Genomic DNA, 15,367 nt, shown 5'->3' on the forward strand with positions numbered 1-15,367 from the left:
GTCGGTGGTGGGGGCGAGGGGCCGGTCAGGCCCGCAGGGTGGCGCCGCCGTCGACGTACAGGTCGTGCATGGTGATGTGGCGGGCGCGGTCGGAGACCAGGAAGACAACGGCGTCGGCGACGTCGGCCGGGTCGGCGATGCGGCCGAGGGGGATGCCCGTCCGGTGGGTCGCCAGGTCTCCTTCGACGACGTGCCGGGCCGCGCTCTCCTCGTCGGCCGTCCACAGGGCGCGTTGCATGTCGGTGAGGGTGGAGCCGGGGGAGACCGTGTTGCAGCGCACTCCCCGGGCGGCCAGTTCCAGCCCCAGGCATTTGGTGAACATGACGGCCGCGGCCTTGGAGGCGGCGTAGGCGGCCATGCCCGTGCGCGGGATGCCGGCCGCGTTCGAGGCGACGGTCACGATGCTGCCGCGGCCGCGCTCGGCCATCCGGCGGGCCACTGCCCGCGAGACGTGCAGGACGCCGTTCGTGTTGACGGCGAAGGTGGCCGCCCAGTCCGCGTCGGTGAGGTGCGCGACGGGTGAACTCCGCAGGATTCCGGCGACGTTGACGGCGATGTCCAGCGGGCCGAGGTCCTGTTCGGCTTCCGTGACGAGGGCTTCGACGGCGGCGGGGTCCGTGACGTCCAGCGGGCGCGGGGTGATCCGGTCGCCGTGTTTGCCGGCGAGCGCCCGGACGCCGGCCGGGTCCAGGTCGGTGGCGAGGACGCGGGCTCCCTGCTCGACGAGCGCGGTGGCCACCGCCGCGCCGATGCCCCGGCCCGCCCCGGTCACGAGCGCGAGTCGGCCGGCGAGGGCGGTGCTCACGACGCGAGTGCCTTCGTCACGTCGTCGAGCACGATCCGCGCGGCCAGCGGACCGCCCGCGCTGTTCCACGCCGATCCCTGGACCACGACGACGTGCCCGTCCTTCTCGGCCTTCAACTTGGCGAAGTTGGGCACCTTCGTCGCCTCGGTGTACGCCTTCTCGCCGTCCGTCCGGTCGCCGAGGGTGCCGAAGAACAGCCAGTCGCCGTCGATGGTGGACAGCTTCTCCAGGCTCACCGGCTCGCTGTGCCCGGCGCTGGCGCCCTGCTGGTCCCCGGGCCGGCCCAGGCCGAGCGCGGAGAGGGTGGAACCGACGTGGCCCACGCCCTTGCCGACGACCGAGGGCGCGCCGTTCTGCCAGCGGATCACACTGGCGACGGCGCCCCCGTTGTCGCCCAGTTTCTCCTTTGTGGCAGTGACGTCGGTGTCGAAGTCGGTGAGGATCTTCTCTGCCTGCGTCTTCTTGTTGAGCGCGTCGGCGGTGGCGGTGAACGCCTTCTTCCAGTCCTCGTTCAGTTCGGCGGTGACCACGGTCGGGGCGATGGCCTGCAGTTTGGCCACCTCGCCCTTGGCGCCCGTCGTCTCGTCCAGCAGGATCAGGTCGGGCTGGAGGGCGGCCAGTTTCTCCATGTCGGCCTCCGCGACGGTGGCCACCACCTCGGCTCTGGACGCCTTGTCGGCGAGGTAGGTGGACACACCGGTCTGGCCGCGGCCCGCAGTGGCGCCGACCGGTTCGATGCCGAGGGCGAGCGCCGCGTCCAGCGTGGGCTCGCTGAGCGTGACGACCTTGCCGGGCGCGGACGGCACCTCCACCTCGCGGCCCGTCGCGTCAGTGATCCGGCGGGTGGTCTCCTTGCCGCTTCCGTCGGCGCTGTCGCTCCCGCCGTCGTCGCCGCAGCCGCTCAGGAGCAGGGCTCCCGTCACGACGGCGGCGGCGGACATGAGGGCCGCCCGGCGGGAGGCTCGTGCAGAGGACATGTAAGTACAGCTCCTTGAGAAGGGGGTGTGCGGGAAGGAAGGTCCTGGGGTGGCCCGGTGCGGTCAGCGGGAGCCGTCGCCCAGCAGCCGGATCAGGCCGTCGGCCAGGGCGATGTGCCAACAGGCGTAGTCGTGGCCGCCGTTGTACTCGTCGTAGGTGACCCGGTGCCCGGCCGTGCGCAGCACGTCGTACAGGGCCCGGCTGTCGTCGACCATGGTTCCCTCGTGCAGGCCGACGTCCAGGTGGACGGTGATCGGACGGGGGCCTGCCGCCGCGTACCGGGTGACCAGCCAGGGCACCCCGTGCTCGGTCGGCTTGGACGGGCCCTGTGGCGGCAGCCCCGGCCGCCACCACAGGGAGGCGGATTGGGCGAGCACGTTGCCGAACCGTTCGGGCCGCAGGTACGCGGCGTGCAGTGCGGTCACCCCGCCGAGACTCTGCCCGGCGACGACCGTCCGTCGGGGATCGGTGGTGAGCGGCCAGCGGCCCGCCGCCCAGGGCAGCAGCTCGTCGGCGAGGAAGGAGACGAACCGGTCGTGCCCGCCCAGGTCGCGCCGGCGCGTGGCCCGGTCGACGGCGTCCGGCGCCAGCACGGCCAGCGGCGGCAGCGTCCCGTCGGCGATCAGCGCGTCGAGCGTGTGGCCGAGCCCCAGCCGGCCGAACCACATGTCGCCGTCGCACAGCACCAGGACCGGCAGCGGTGAGGAGCCGGCCCGCTCGTGCCCGGGCGGCAGATAGACCCAGACGTCGCGGTCCTTGTCGAGCGCGGCGGCGGCCAGTCGGTGCCGCTCCACCCGTCCGGCCGGTACCTTGCCCCGCCGCTCCGTCCAGGGCGGGGCCGGAGCGTGCGGCAGGGCGAAGACCGAGCTGTCGGACGGGTGCCAACGAGTCGGCAGGGGGCGCCGGTTGAGCGGATCCCGTGCCGCGTGCGCGGACAGCGACCGTAATCGCTGCTGGAGCTCGACCGGGTCCGCGGGCGGCTCCCTGGTCGAGATGTCGGCGGCCATGCGGTAGGAGCCGCGGTGGTCGGCGCGCAGCCTCAGGGCCAGGTGCCATATGTCGGTGCCGGGGACGTGCTCCAGCAGGGAGCCGGCGAGGTGCTCGCGGTCGATGATGCGGTTGCCCAGCAGCAGGACCTGGCGGGTGGCCCGGTGGCCGCGCCACAGGAACGTGACGGCCCGATGTCCGGGCTCGCCTTCCAGTTCCTCGACGAGCGGGGTGCCCAGGCGGTCCACCTCGTTCCAGAACTCGGCGGTGAGGGCGGCGCGTCGAGTGTCGTCGGACGCTTCGGCCAGCCGGTCCACGAACCGGGCCACCTGTGGCCCGGTGATCCGGACCGGGCGGACGCCGTGGCGGGAGTCCCGCGGGCCGGTCGCTGGACGCAGGACGGGCGTGGGGGCGGCGGTCATCTCTCCTCTTCTCAACGCCGAAGGCGGCACAAAGGGTCGTGTACGGAGGGCACTTGGGCATACGTTGAGCGTCTGTCGACTAAATCGTCAACAGTGAGGGTTAGGTTAGCCTAAGCTAAGCACATGTCCATCGGTTTTGGTCCGTCCCCGGGAAGAAACCGGCCGTTCGCCGCTGACGCCGCCGGCACGCAAGCGCGCCGCTCCCGGGCCTCCGTGCGATCGGCCGGCCTGCTGCTCGGTCTGACACTCCTGGTCGCGGCCGCCGCGCTGTCACTGGCCGTCGGCACCCAGCGGATCCCGCTCGACCAGGTGTGGTCGGCGCTGTTCTCGCCGTCGGGCACCGAGAACGACGCGATCGTGCGGGATCTGCGACTGCCCCGCACCCTGATCGGGATCGCGGTCGGCGCGGCCCTCGGACTCGGCGGCGGTGTCATGCAGACGCTGACCCGCAACCCGCTCGCCGACCCCGGACTGCTCGGCGTCAACGCGGGCGCCTCCGCCGCCGTCGTCACCGCCATCAGCGTCCTGGGGATCACGTCCTTCGCCGGCTACCTGTGGTTCGCCCTCGCCGGCGCCGCCCTCGCGGCCACCGCCGTCAACTCCCTCGGCGGCGGCCGGTACGCCACCCCGGTCCGTCTGGCCCTCGCCGGAACCGCGGTCAACGCGGCTCTGTTCGGCTACGTCAACGGCCTCCAGCTGTGGGACCTGAACACCCTCGACGCCATGCGCCACTGGTCCGTGGGCACCCTCGCCCAGCGCGACGTCTCGCTCCTGCTCGCCGTGCTGCCGCTGCTCGGGGCCGGCGCCCTGATCGCCTTCGCGCTGGCCCGCCCACTCGGCGCGATCGCCCTCGGCGACGACCACGCCCACGCGCTCGGCGCCCGGGTGAAGCGCACGCGTGTCCTCGCCGTCGTCTCCATCACGCTGCTGTGCGGCGGAGCCACCGCCGTGTGCGGCCCGATCGGCTTCATCGGGCTGATGATCCCGCACGCGGCCCGCGCGTTCTGCGGCCCCGACCCGCGCTGGCTGCTGCCCTACTGCGCCCTGTACGCGCCCGTGCTGCTGCTCGTCTCCGACGTGCTCGGCCGGGTGGTGGTGGCGCCGTCGGAGATCGAGGTCGGCACGGTCACCGCGTTCCTCGGCGGACTCCTGTTCATCCACCTCGTACGGCAGCGAAAGGCGGCCCAGCTGTGAGCGTCCTCCAACAGGACAGGCACCGCACGGCGGCCCGGACGGACCTGCGGAGCGGACTGCTGCGCACCGGTCGCTGGTCCCTGCGGTACGACACGCGCGCCCTGATGGTCTGCGCCGCGCTCGTCGCCCTCGCCGCCTGCGCGACCGTGTTCGCCGTCGGCACCGGAACCTACGAGCTGTCCCCGGTGGAGGTCGTGCGGACCTTCGCCGGAAGCGGCCCGCCCGGCGCCGAGTTCATCGTGCTCGACCTGCGGCTGCCCCGTGCCCTGGTGGCCGTCCTGGTGGGTTTCGGGATGGGCATGGCGGGCGCGGTGTTCCAGTCGCTGACCCGCAATCCGCTCGGCAGCCCCGACATCACCGGATTCGGCAACGGAGCCTCCGCGGGCGCCCTCGTCGCGATCATCCTGTTCGACGCGGGCGACGCCCAGACGGCGATCGGCGCGGTGTGCGGCGGCTTCGCCACGGCCGCCGCCGTCTACCTGCTGGCGTGGAAGCGGGGCGTGCACGGCTATCGGCTCGTTCTCGTCGGCATCGGAGCCTCCGCGGTGCTCGGCTCGGCGACCAACTTCCTCTACGTCCGCGCCGACATAGGCAAGGCGGCCCAGGCGGCGAGCTGGATGATCGGCTCGCTCAACGCCCGGGACTGGGGCGACGTCCGCATCGCCGCCCTCGGGCTGGTGCTCCTCGTCCCCGTGGTCCTCGCCTGTACCCGCCGCCTGACCATGCTGGAGATGGGCGACGACACCGCGTCCGCGCTCGGGGTGCCGCCCGAGGGCAGTCGGCTGGTGCTGCTGTGCGCGGGCACCGGGCTGACCGCCATGGCCGTCGCCGCGGCCGGGCCGGTCCCGTTCGTCGCCATGGCCGCACCGCACCTGGCACGCCGCGTGACCCGGGCCGCCGGACCCAACGTCCTCCCGGCCGCCTGGATGGGTGCCCTACTGGTCTCCGCGGCCGATCTGCTCACCCAGCGCGTCACCGGCTCGGCCCTGCTGCCGGTCGGCGTGGTGACGGGCGTGGTCGGCGGCGTCTACCTGGCCTGGCTGCTGCGCGGAGAACGCAGGGCGGGCCGGGTATGAGCCACGGTCAGCCGGCGCGCCGGCCGAGGCGGGAGGGGGCCGCATCATGGCCCCTCCCGGAAGCCACCGGCCGCTACGCCCGCGTATGCCTGCGGCGTCTGCGCGCCCACCTCGACGGCCGGGTGGACGGCGACGACCTGGCCACGCTCGACATCCTCATCGACAGCGCCGGGCCCCCACGGCGTCCTGCGGCGCCAGGATCTCACCGCCCGCACGACCCGGACCGTCTGGGCGGCCAGGCGACCGTGGTGAGCCGCAGGCCGAGACGGCAGGGCAGCGCCACCAAATTACTTGAGTTACGCAACAAGATGGTAAAGTGGCTCGCATGTCCACACAGCCGCTCCCCGACACCCCCGCCTCCCCGGAAGTCACCGAGATCGAGCGGGCGCTCACCCGCATCACCTACCTGAGCACCCGCGCCCGGCAGCACGAACGGCTCATGGCCCTGGCCGAGGTGCCCCTCGACCGCGCGGCCGTCGCGCTGCTGCGCCAGGTCGCCGACTCCGAGCCGCTGCGACCGGGGGAACTGGCCAACCGGCTGGGCGTGGAGGCCTCCCACGTCACCCGCACCGTGCAGCAACTGCAGAAGTCGGGGTACGTCACCCGCGTTCCCGACCCCGACGACCGCCGCGCCCAGCGCATCCAGCTCACCGACACGGGCCGGCAGGCCATCGCCCGGATCCGGGACGCGGGCGCCCGCGGTATGCAACTCGCCCTCGCCGACTGGTCGCCCGAGGAACTGCGCCGGCTCGCCACGCTCTTCCACCGTATGGTCGACGACTTCCTGTCCCACGCCGTCGACGAGGACACCGAGCCGCGGGCCGTGGCATCCGCCGACACCGCCTGACCGCACGGCCTGATCACCTCGACGCCGCACGAGGGCGGCGGCGAGGCGGCCGATCGGCCGATCCCGCCTTTCCGGGCGGCGCGGGTTCCCGCAGACCGCACAGCAGAAGCCGCCCCAGCGCGGGCAGGGCCACCAGCGGCACGAGCGCCACCCGCAGCGACGTGGCATCCGCCACCGCCCCCAGAACCGGCGCGGCCAGACCCCCGACACTCACGGTCAGGCCCAGCGTCACACCGCTCGCGGTGCCCACCCGCCGGGGCAGGTAGTCCTGCCCGAGCGTGACGTGCAGCGAGAACGGCACATACAGGCCGGCCGAGGTGAGCGCGACGAACGGATACACCGCCGTACCCGGGGCCAGCAGCACCCCCGCGACGGCGAGCACGGTCAGCGCGTACGACCACCGCACCACCGCCAGCCGGCCGTACCGGTCGGCGAGCCGGCCCCCGGCCAGCGTGCCCGTCGCGCCCCCGGCGTAGAGCACGCACAGCGCGACCGTACCGGCCAGGTCCCCGCCACCGGTGCGCTCACGGACGTACAGCGAGACGAAGGCGCTCAGGCCGACGAAGACGATCGACCGGCAGACGACCGCACCGGACAGCCGCAGGAACGACGGCCAGTCGTCGGTGCCGGTTCCCCCGGCGGCGGCGACCGTGACGCGGGCCCCGGTCGTACGTACCGCGGCCGCGCACAGCACCGCTCCCAGCACGGCGGGGACGACCAGCAGGGGAGAGGCCCGCAGGCCGCCGACGGCGACCACACCGGCGACGAGCAGCGGGGCCAGGGCGAAACCGACGTTGCCGCCGAGAGCGAACCAGCCCATCGCCGTGTTGCCGTCGCCCGCGGCGGCACGGGCCGCGCGGGCCGCCTCCGGATGGTAGGCGGCGACCCCGATCCCGGAGAGGGCCACCGCGGCCAGGGTCAGCGGGTAGGAGCCGCCGATCCCGCTCACGGCGACCCCGACGCCGGCCGTCAGCGCGCTCACCGGCAGCAGCCACGGCATCGCCCACCGGTCGGTGAGCGCCCCGAACAGGGGCTGCACCACCGACGACAGCAGTGACGCGGCAAGGACGATGCCGGAGGCGGCGGCATAGGTGTAGGCGCGCTCGGCCACGAAGAAGGGGACGAGCGCGGCGACGGCTCCCTGATATACGTCCACGCAGGCGTGGCCCAGGGACATCAGCGTGATGGTTCGGTCGCCGGATCGGCGACGGTTCTCGGACACCCGTCGATCGTCGCGGGACGACCGGTCGGCCCGCTTTCGATAACCTGCCGCATTGTGTCGAACATCCGCCACACCCCCACGGCACCGACCCGCGCCCAGCCCCTGGCCGCCGGGGAACGCGTAGACGCGCACCGCCACGACGACCACCAGATCGTCTACGCGGGCTCCGGAGTCCTGGCCGTCACCACCGACGCCGGGACCTGGTTCGCGCCCGGCACCCGTGCCATCTGGGTCCCGGCCGGCACCGTGCACGCCCACCGCGCCCACGGCCGGCTCGACCTGCACCTGGTCGGACTGCCCGCCGAGGACAACCCGCTCGGCCTGGACACGCCGACCGTCCTCGCCGTCGGGCCGCTCCTGCGCGAACTGATCCTGGCCTACACCCGCGACCCCGCCGACGGCAGTCCCGAACGCCGGCGCCTGCTCGCCGTCCTGCGCGACCAGCTGCGCGCCTCACCGCACCAGCCGCTGCGGCTGCCCACCCCCACCGACCCACGCCTCGCCGCGGTCTGCCGGATCGTCCACGCCGACCCGGCCGACCCCCGCACCCTCGCCGCCCTCGGCACCGCGACCGGCGTCGGGGAGCGCACCCTCAGCCGCCTCTTCAGCCGGGAGTTCGGCATGACGTTCCCGCAGTGGCGCACCCAGTCCCGCCTCTACCACGCCCTGCGCATGCTGGCCGACGACACACCGGTCACGGTCGTCGCCCACCGCTGCGGCTGGTCCTCCGCGAGCGCGTTCATCGACGTCTTCCGCCGGGCCTTCGGCTATACGCCGGGCACCCACAACCGCCGTTCCCCGGCCGACGCGGACCCGGCCGGACCCCGGAGTTCTACCGTCCAGTAATATCGCGCGGCAGGTCATCAGAGGAGGAACCGTGTCCCGGTCCGAACGCTCGCCCCTGCTGCTCGCCGGCCTGCTGGCCACCGCGGGTGTCACCCACTTCGCCGCTCCACGCTCGTACGACGCGACCATCCCCAGTGGCCTGCCGGGTTCGCCCAGGGCCTGGACGTACGCGAGCGGTGTCGTCGAACTGGCGCTGGCCGCGGGTGTGGTCCTGCCGCGCACCCGGCGGACGGCCGCGCTGGCCACGGCCGCGTTCTTCGTCGGGGTGTTCCCCGCCAACGTCAAGATGGCCCTGGACTGGCGCCACCGAGCGGCACCGCAGAAGGCGGCGGCCTTCGGGCGGCTGCCCCTCCAGGTGCCCCTCGTCCTGTGGGCGCGCAGCGTCGCCGGGAGCGGGGAGGGCCGGTCGTGACCACACGTATCGAGGTCGGAGGCAAGGTCGAGGACTTCGAGCTGCCGGACGAGACCGGCACGCTCCGCAGCCTCACCGGCCTGCTCGCCGACGGGCCCGTCGTGCTGTTCTTCTATCCCGCGGCCCTCACCGCCGGCTGCACCGCGGAGGCCTGTCACTTCCGCGACCTGGCCGCCGAGTTCGCCGCCGTCGGCGCCAAGCCCGTGGGCGTCAGCGGCGACCCCGTCGAACGCCAGCAGGAGTTCGCCGGACAGCACAACCTGGGCATGCCCCTGCTGTCCGACCCCGACGGGACGGTCCGGGAACGGTTCGGCGTCAAGCGGGGCTTCTCGCTCGCGCCCACCAAGCGGACCACCTTCGTGATAGCCGAGGACCGGACGGTACTGGAGGTCGTCCGCAGCGAACTGCGGATGAACACCCACGCCGACCGCGCCCTCGACGCGTTGCGAGCCCACCGGAGGTGACCCGGGTGCCCCGGCTGCCGCATCGCGGTTGATGCGATGTGACAAAGAGACCATCCTGGACGATATGGAGCATGTCTCCGCAGCGGCGACCACGGATGCCCAGGGCATCGTGACGGGGTGGAGCGAGGGTGCCCGGCGGCTGACGGGACGCACGGCCGAGGAGGTCGTGGGACGCGCGGCGCGGGAACTGCTCGCCGAGGACCCGCCGGACAAAGCCGTGGCGGAGCTGGCCGGCACCGTCCGGCTGCGGCACCGGGACTCCACCTCCGTCACGGTCACCCTGCGGGCGCACCCGGTGCTCGGCGCGGACGGCACACCCAACGGCTATGTGATCATCGAGCAGCCCGGCGAGGGCGAGCCCACCCTCGCAGGCCAGGCCTTCGAGCAGGCGTCCGTGTCGATGTCCGTCTTCGACACCCGGCAGCGCTATCTGCGCCTCAACGACACAGCCTGCCGGGTGATGGGCGTGCCGGAGGAGGTGCTGCTCGGCAGACCCTTCCCGGAGACCGTGGAGGACGCCAAGCACAGCCGGGGTTTCCACAGCAATCTGCGCCAGGTCGCCGAGACCGGCCGGCCGGTCCACTACGAGAGCTTCACCGGCGCGCCGGCCCTCAACCGGGAGCACGCCTGGAACATCGAGATGTGGCCCTTGCGGGACGCCTCCGGGGAAGTGACCGGAGTCGCCCTCGCGGCGCTCGACAGCACCGGGCAGTACTGGGCACGGCAGCGCCTGGCCCTGCTCAACGAGGCGGCGGCCGCCATCGGCACCACCCTGGACGTGGTGCGCACCGCCGAGGAACTGGTCGAGCTCCTCGTTCCCCGGTACGCCGACTTCGCCAGCGTGGACCTGCTCGAATGGGTTCTCGGGGCGGACGAACCCCAGACGGCGCTGGAGGGAGAGATCGTCCTGCGCCGCGTCGCCCACGGCTCCGGCACCGAGGGCACCCCGGAGGCGGCCGTGCGCCTGGGCGAGACGGACGCCTACCCCGGGTACTCGCCGCCCGCGCGGGCGCTGCGGGAGGGCAGGGCGGTCCTCAGCCAGGCGGGCGAGCCGGGCTTCATGCGCTGGGTCGCCGAACGCAACGCGCGCGCCCCCGGGGGACGCCCCCACCGCAGGGGCGTCCACTCGATGCTCGCGGTACCGCTGCGGGCCCGCGGCACCACCCTGGGCGTCGCCGTGGCCGTCCGCATCGCCCACCCTGACGACTACGGCGACGACGATGCCGTCCTCGCCGAGGAACTCGCCAGCCGCGCCGCCGTCTGCGTCGACAACGCCCGCCGCTTCGCCCGCGAACGCACCACCGCCCTGGCCCTCCAGCACAGCCTGCTGCCCCGCGGCCTGCCCGGACAGGCGGCGGTCGAGGTCGCCCACCGCTATCTGCCCTCCGGTTCACTGGCCGGCATCGGCGGCGACTGGTTCGACGTGATCCCGCTCTCCGGCAGCCGGGTGGCCCTGGTCGTCGGCGACGTCGTCGGACACGGCATCCCGTCGTCGGCGACCATGGGCCGCCTGTGCACGGCCGTGCGCACCCTCGCCGACGTGGACCTGCCGCCGGACGAACTGCTCACCCACCTCGACGACCTGGTCAGCCACCTGGCGGCCGACGACCGCGACAGCGAACCCGCGGAACTGGGCGCCACCTGCCTCTACGCCGTCTACGACCCGGTCTCCCGCCGCCTCACCCTCGCCTCCGCCGGTCATCCGCCGCCCGCCGTGGTGCGGCCCGACGGCACCGCGAGCCTCGTCCCGCTGACCGCGGGCCCCCCGCTCGGCGTCGGCGGCCTGCCCTTCGAGGCGACCGAACTGGAACTGCCAGAGGGCGCAGTCGTCGCCCTGTACACCGACGGACTCGTCGAGGACCGCGACCGCGACGTCGATCACGCCACCGACGAACTGTGCCGCGCCCTGACCGCCCGCACCGACACCCTCGACGCCCTGTGCGACACCGTGCTGAAGGCCGTACTGCCCGACGAGCCCGGCGACGACGTGGCGCTGCTGCTGGCCCGCACCCGGGCGCTGGGCGCGGACCGCGTCGCCACCTGGGACGTCGTCCCGGACCCCGCGCACGTGGCCGCCGCCCGGCAGGCCGCCACCGAGCAACTGACCGCGTGGGGACTGGACGAGGCGGCCTTCGTCACCGAACTGGTCGTCAGCGAACTGGTCACCAACGCGATCCGCTACGGCGAATCCCCCATCCGGCTACGGCTGATCCGCGACCGCACCCTCATCTGCGAGGTCTCCGACGGCAGTTCCACCTCGCCGCACCTGCGCCGGGCGCACGCCTTCGACGAGGGAGGCCGCGGCCTGCTCCTGGTCGCCCAGCTCACTCAGCGCTGGGGCAGCAGGCAGACCGGCAGCGGCAAGACGATCTGGGCCGAGCAGTCGCTGACGCCTCAGTTCTGATCACTCGAAGGAACAACCGGGGTTCGGTACGTCCTCGGAGAACGGCGAGCCGTGCGGCAGCACATAGAGCACTTCGAGCACGAGCGGGGTGTCGCCCAGGTTCCGCCCCAGGTGGACGTCGCCGGGCCCGCCCGGCTCGCGCACCGTGGTCCCCCGCGGATAGACGCCGTCGGTGGCGCAGTCGGCGTGGTAGTGGGAGAGCGTGCCCTGCTTCACATACCCGTACACCGGGCCGTCGTGATAGTGCCAGCCGGTGGCCTGGCCGGGCGGAACGGTGATCTCCCTGAGGACGTAGTCGGTGTCCCCGACGGTCTTCTGGGCGAGCAGGCGGCCGCTCACCCCCGGGCCGGGCGGGGTCGCGTGGGCGCTGCCGCCCACGAGGACGGTGGCGGTGACGACCACGCTTGTCAGGGCGGTGCGGAGCGGGACGCGCATGCGGAAGGCCTCCTGGCTGGTGGGACGGCAACCTCGTGGGGCAGGCAAGCACGTGGGCGACGACCTCGTGGCGAGCACATGGCCGACAACCTCGTACGGCTGCGAACTTAGAGGCGCCGAGGGCCTGTTGGGGCCGAAATCCGCGGATCACCCTGCCGCGGAGGGCCGCCGCCCGCTCCCGCACCGACGCGAGACCCGCGCGACGGGCCCCGACTACCCGCTCTCACTCCTCGGCCCGCCCCATGCCACGGGCCCACCGCGCTCAGAACTCCTCGTGCGTCTCCGGGTCCCCGCCGAGGCGCCGGCGGGGGAGGCGGGCGATCGTGTCCATCTGGGCCGGGTTCAGCTCGAAACCGAAGACGTCGAGGTTCTGGCTCTGCCGTTCGGGGTCCGCCGACTTCGGGATGGGGAGCGCGCCGAGCTGGACGTGCCAGCGCAGGAGGATCTGGCCGGGCGTCACCCCGAGTTCCTCGGCGACGGAGACGACGGCGGGGTCCTTCAGCAGCGCCGGGCCCTGGCCCAGCGGGCTCCAGCTCTCGGTCACGATGCCCTTGTCGGCGTTGTAGGCGCGCAGCTCGTCCTGCGGGAAGAAGGGATGCAGTTCGATCTGGTTGACGGCGGGCAGGACCCCCGTCTCCTTCTCCAGCCGCTCGATGTGCTCGGGCGTGAAGTTGGAGACGCCGATCGAGCGGACGAGACCCTCCTCACGCAGCCTGATCATGGCTTTCCAGGAGTCCACGTACTTGTCGACGCGGGGGAGCGGCCAATGGATCAGGTACAGGTCCACATGGTCCAGACCGAGGCGGGCGCGGGACTCCTCGAAGGACGCGAGGGTCTCCTCGTAGCCGTGGTGCCGGCCCGGGAGCTTCGTGGTCACCACGATCTCCTCCCGGGGCACCGCGCCGCCTGCCACGCCGCGGCCGACACCGGCCTCGTTGCGGTAGTTCGTCGCCGTGTCGACGAGGCGGTATCCCCTCTCCAGAGCACCGCGTACCGCCTGCTCCGCCTGCGTGTCGTCCAGCGGCCAGGTGCCGAGGCCGACTGCCGGGATCGTCGTACCGTCATTGAGGGTGTGCGTCGGGATGCTGTTCACTGCCGGACCTTCCCTTGACTGTGCCTGTGCCTGTGCCGTGTACCCAGTACGCGCGTCTTCGACATGACCGTACGACGCCCTGTCGCCCCGCACGCCAAACGCTGTCACGATCTTCAGGGACCGGCACCGACCGAACCGGTGCGGACGGACGGATCAACGGAGCGTGTATGACGACGGACAGGGCCACTGCGGACCTCTCGGACGAGGCCTCGGGGATCGAGGTGCGACCGGCCGCCGGACACATCGGCGCCGAGATCACCGGCGTCGACCTGGCCGGTGACCTCGACGACGCCGTGATCGCCGCGATCCGGGCGGCGGTGCTGCGCTGGAAGGTGGTGTTCTTCCGGGGACAGCGGCTCGACCACGCCGGGCAGGTGGCGTTCGCGCGCAGGTTCGGCGAGCCGGTCGCGCCGCGCAAACGGGGCGGCGCCTCCCCGCGGGACTTCCCCGAGATCGAGACGACCGCCGACCGGCTGGAGCTGGGCGGCAGGTTCGGCATGGAGCACGAGGAATGGCTCCGGCGCCGGCGGCACACCCTGCTGCGCGGCTGGCACTGCGACCACGGCGCCCGCGTCGACCCGCCGATGGCGACGATCCTGCGCGCCGAGACCGTGCCGCCCTACGGAGGGGACACCACCTGGTCGAATCTGGCGGCCGCGTACGCCGGACTCTCCGTCCCGGTAAGGGAGTTCGTGGACGGGCTCAGGGCCGAGCACCGGCTGGGCGTCGGCTACCAGGCGCGGCCCGGCGACGACGCGTACGTCCGGCATCTGCTGGACCATCAGGTCGCCTCGCTGCACCCGCTGGTCCGGGTCCACCCGGAGACCGGGGAGCGGATCCTGTACGTCAACGGCTACTACGTCGAGCAGATCGCCGGCCTCTCCCGGGCCGAGAGCGGCGCGATCCTGGAGATGCTCCTCGACCAGGCGACCCGGCCCGAGTACACGGTCCGCTTCCGTTGGGAGCCGGGCAGCGTCGCCTTCTGGGACAACCGGGCCACCATCCACCTGGCGCCCGGCGACAACGCGCACCTCGACCTCCCCCGGACCATGCACCGGGTGATGCTCGCCGGTGACGTACCGGTCGGCGTGGACGGCAAGCCCTCGGAGCCGATCGTCGGGACCGAGCCCGGGCGGTGGTGACGTCGCTCAGACGCCCGGCCGCCACCCCAGCGCCGGGCCCAGCCTCGTCGCCATGTCGGTGAGGATCTGCACATAGTCCTCGTGCCCGAAGGTGAACGGCAGCGCGAATGCCACCTCGTCGACCTCACGGAACGCGGCGTGCGCGTGCAGCCGTTCGGCGATCTCGTCCGAGGTGCCGACGATGTCCGGCGCGAACATCAGCCGCGCCGGTCCCTGCGGTGCCGCCGTACGCGGGGTGCGCGCGGCCGCGTACTCCTCGTACCTCGCGCGTTGTTCGGGCGAGGCGGAGTCGGTGGGGATGACGACAAGGCCCTGGGAGACACGGGCGTCCTCGCCGTCGGGGTGGGCGGCGCGGAAGGCGCGGATGTGGGAGAGCTGGATCTCGGCGAAGTCCGGCGTCCCCTCGGCCTCTTCCGCCTTGACGACGCTGCTGACCAGGAAGTTCATACCGTGCTCACCGGCCCACTTCGCCGAGCCCAGGCTGCCGCCGCCGTACCAGAGGCGCCGGCCCAGACCGGGGGAGTGGGGCTGCACCCGGTCGGAGAACGCCTCGAACCCCTCGACCCCGCTGAAGTCGGTGGCAGGCTCCCCGCGCACGAAGCCCAGCAGCCGCCGCACCCGCTCGTAGCTGAAGTCCTCGGCGTCCGCGGTGTCCGGGTACAGCGCGCCCTTGACCTCGTCGAAACGCATGGGCGGGCCCACGCTCACACCGGGGTTGACGCGACCGCCCGACAGCAGGTCGACGGTCGCCAGGTCCTCGGCCAGCCGCAGGGGGTTCTCCCAGCCCAGCGGGATCACCGCGGTGCCGAGTTCGATACGGCTGGTGCGCTGCGAGGCCGCCGCCAGGACCGCGACGGGCGACGAGATGCCGTACTGCAGATGGCGGTGGCGCAGCCACGCGCTGTCGAAGCCCAGCCGCTCGCCCAACTCGATGATCTCCAGCGTGGACTCGTGGCCCCGGCGCGGATCGGCCTCGTCGAACAGGCCGATGGTCAGGAAGCCCAGCTTGCGCAACGGGCGAGAGGCGGGCGGCACGGGCT

The 15,367-nt window shown here is 73.1% G+C and carries 15 protein-coding genes; 8 read left to right on the forward strand and 7 right to left on the reverse strand.

Features of this window, described 5'->3' with window-relative positions; all coding sequences use genetic code 11:
* Positions 1-25: 25 nt before the first annotated feature.
* The 3 genes from AB0H86_RS32200 to fes all read right to left on the reverse strand — a co-directional run bounded on the left by AB0H86_RS32200 (position 26) and on the right by fes (position 3,192).
* Complete coding sequence (locus AB0H86_RS32200) at positions 26-805, reverse strand: 2,3-dihydro-2,3-dihydroxybenzoate dehydrogenase (protein ID WP_362446752.1); 780 nt, start codon at positions 803-805, stop codon at positions 26-28.
* Positions 802-1,782 carry an ABC transporter substrate-binding protein gene (locus AB0H86_RS32205; protein ID WP_362446755.1) on the reverse strand — a complete coding sequence of 327 codons (981 nt, stop codon included), beginning with the start codon at positions 1,780-1,782 and terminating at the stop codon, positions 802-804. Before AB0H86_RS32205 ends, AB0H86_RS32200 begins: the two co-directional genes overlap by 4 nt.
* 63 nt (positions 1,783-1,845) lie before the next feature.
* Complete coding sequence (gene fes / locus AB0H86_RS32210; RefSeq protein ID WP_362446758.1) at positions 1,846-3,192, reverse strand: enterochelin esterase; 1,347 nt, start codon at positions 3,190-3,192, stop codon at positions 1,846-1,848.
* A gap of 123 nt (positions 3,193-3,315) precedes the next feature.
* On the opposite strand from fes, the gene AB0H86_RS32215 reads away from it, so the two are divergent.
* The 3 genes from AB0H86_RS32215 to AB0H86_RS32225 all read left to right on the forward strand — a co-directional run bounded on the left by AB0H86_RS32215 (position 3,316) and on the right by AB0H86_RS32225 (position 6,309).
* Positions 3,316-4,386: an iron chelate uptake ABC transporter family permease subunit gene (locus AB0H86_RS32215; protein ID WP_362446761.1), complete on the forward strand. Its 1,071-nt coding sequence runs from the start codon at positions 3,316-3,318 to the stop codon at positions 4,384-4,386.
* A gap of 104 nt (positions 4,387-4,490) precedes the next feature.
* Complete coding sequence (locus tag AB0H86_RS32220) at positions 4,491-5,462, forward strand: iron chelate uptake ABC transporter family permease subunit (RefSeq protein ID WP_362447114.1); 972 nt, start codon at positions 4,491-4,493, stop codon at positions 5,460-5,462.
* 325 nt (positions 5,463-5,787) lie between these two features.
* Positions 5,788-6,309, forward strand: a complete 522-nt coding sequence (locus AB0H86_RS32225) for a MarR family transcriptional regulator (RefSeq protein ID WP_362446764.1) — start codon at positions 5,788-5,790, stop codon at positions 6,307-6,309.
* Positions 6,310-6,322: 13 nt separating this feature from the next.
* Here the strand turns inward: AB0H86_RS32225 and AB0H86_RS32230 are convergent, their stop codons facing one another.
* Positions 6,323-7,486, reverse strand: coding sequence for an MFS transporter (locus AB0H86_RS32230; RefSeq protein WP_362447117.1), 1,164 nt, complete (start codon positions 7,484-7,486; stop codon positions 6,323-6,325).
* Positions 7,487-7,585: 99 nt separating this feature from the next.
* On the opposite strand from AB0H86_RS32230, the gene AB0H86_RS32235 reads away from it, so the two are divergent.
* From AB0H86_RS32235 to AB0H86_RS32250, 4 genes are all read left to right on the forward strand, one after another.
* On the forward strand, positions 7,586-8,377 hold the full coding sequence (locus AB0H86_RS32235; protein WP_362446767.1) for a helix-turn-helix transcriptional regulator: 792 nt from the start codon (positions 7,586-7,588) through the stop codon (positions 8,375-8,377).
* A 31-nt stretch (positions 8,378-8,408) separates the two neighbouring features.
* Positions 8,409-8,789 carry a DoxX family protein gene (locus AB0H86_RS32240; protein WP_362446769.1) on the forward strand — a complete coding sequence of 127 codons (381 nt, stop codon included), beginning with the start codon at positions 8,409-8,411 and terminating at the stop codon, positions 8,787-8,789.
* Positions 8,786-9,253, forward strand: coding sequence for a peroxiredoxin (locus AB0H86_RS32245; protein ID WP_362446772.1), 468 nt, complete (start codon positions 8,786-8,788; stop codon positions 9,251-9,253). The genes AB0H86_RS32240 and AB0H86_RS32245 overlap by 4 nt, the downstream gene beginning before the upstream one ends.
* Positions 9,254-9,317: 64 nt before the next feature.
* Positions 9,318-11,657 carry a SpoIIE family protein phosphatase gene (locus tag AB0H86_RS32250; RefSeq protein ID WP_362446775.1) on the forward strand — a complete coding sequence of 780 codons (2,340 nt, stop codon included), beginning with the start codon at positions 9,318-9,320 and terminating at the stop codon, positions 11,655-11,657.
* Here AB0H86_RS32250 and AB0H86_RS32255 read toward each other — a convergent pair whose 3' ends face one another.
* Both AB0H86_RS32255 and AB0H86_RS32260 read right to left on the reverse strand, forming a co-directional pair.
* Positions 11,658-12,092: a cupin domain-containing protein gene (locus AB0H86_RS32255; RefSeq protein ID WP_362446778.1), complete on the reverse strand. Its 435-nt coding sequence runs from the start codon at positions 12,090-12,092 to the stop codon at positions 11,658-11,660.
* Between the two features lie 262 nt (positions 12,093-12,354).
* Positions 12,355-13,185: an aldo/keto reductase gene (locus AB0H86_RS32260; protein WP_362446781.1), complete on the reverse strand. Its 831-nt coding sequence runs from the start codon at positions 13,183-13,185 to the stop codon at positions 12,355-12,357.
* A 167-nt stretch (positions 13,186-13,352) separates the two neighbouring features.
* On the opposite strand from AB0H86_RS32260, the gene AB0H86_RS32265 reads away from it, so the two are divergent.
* Positions 13,353-14,327: a TauD/TfdA family dioxygenase gene (locus AB0H86_RS32265; RefSeq protein ID WP_362446784.1), complete on the forward strand. Its 975-nt coding sequence runs from the start codon at positions 13,353-13,355 to the stop codon at positions 14,325-14,327.
* 6 nt (positions 14,328-14,333) lie between these two features.
* Here the strand turns inward: AB0H86_RS32265 and AB0H86_RS32270 are convergent, their stop codons facing one another.
* Entirely contained in the window at positions 14,334-15,362 is a 1,029-nt protein-coding gene (locus AB0H86_RS32270; RefSeq protein WP_362446786.1) for an LLM class flavin-dependent oxidoreductase, read from the reverse strand.
* Between the last annotated feature and the right edge of the window lie 5 nt (positions 15,363-15,367).

The sequence above is a fragment of the Streptomyces sp. NPDC050997 genome, assembly GCF_040660135.1.
In the GTDB taxonomy this organism is placed as follows: domain Bacteria; phylum Actinomycetota; class Actinomycetes; order Streptomycetales; family Streptomycetaceae; genus Streptomyces.

Coding starts and splice junctions, on each gene's coding strand:
- AB0H86_RS32265 (WP_362446784.1), top strand. CDS start 13,353: ATGACGACGGACAGGGCCACTGCGGACCTCTCGGACGAGGCCTCGGGG.
- AB0H86_RS32255 (WP_362446778.1), bottom strand. CDS start 12,092: ATGCGCGTCCCGCTCCGCACCGCCCTGACAAGCGTGGTCGTCACCGCC.
- AB0H86_RS32215 (WP_362446761.1), top strand. CDS start 3,316: ATGTCCATCGGTTTTGGTCCGTCCCCGGGAAGAAACCGGCCGTTCGCC.
- AB0H86_RS32205 (WP_362446755.1), bottom strand. CDS start 1,782: ATGTCCTCTGCACGAGCCTCCCGCCGGGCGGCCCTCATGTCCGCCGCC.
- AB0H86_RS32250 (WP_362446775.1), top strand. CDS start 9,318: ATGGAGCATGTCTCCGCAGCGGCGACCACGGATGCCCAGGGCATCGTG.
- AB0H86_RS32220 (WP_362447114.1), top strand. CDS start 4,491: ATGGTCTGCGCCGCGCTCGTCGCCCTCGCCGCCTGCGCGACCGTGTTC.
- AB0H86_RS32225 (WP_362446764.1), top strand. CDS start 5,788: ATGTCCACACAGCCGCTCCCCGACACCCCCGCCTCCCCGGAAGTCACC.
- AB0H86_RS32230 (WP_362447117.1), bottom strand. CDS start 7,486: ATGTCCCTGGGCCACGCCTGCGTGGACGTATATCAGGGAGCCGTCGCC.
- fes (WP_362446758.1), bottom strand. CDS start 3,192: ATGACCGCCGCCCCCACGCCCGTCCTGCGTCCAGCGACCGGCCCGCGG.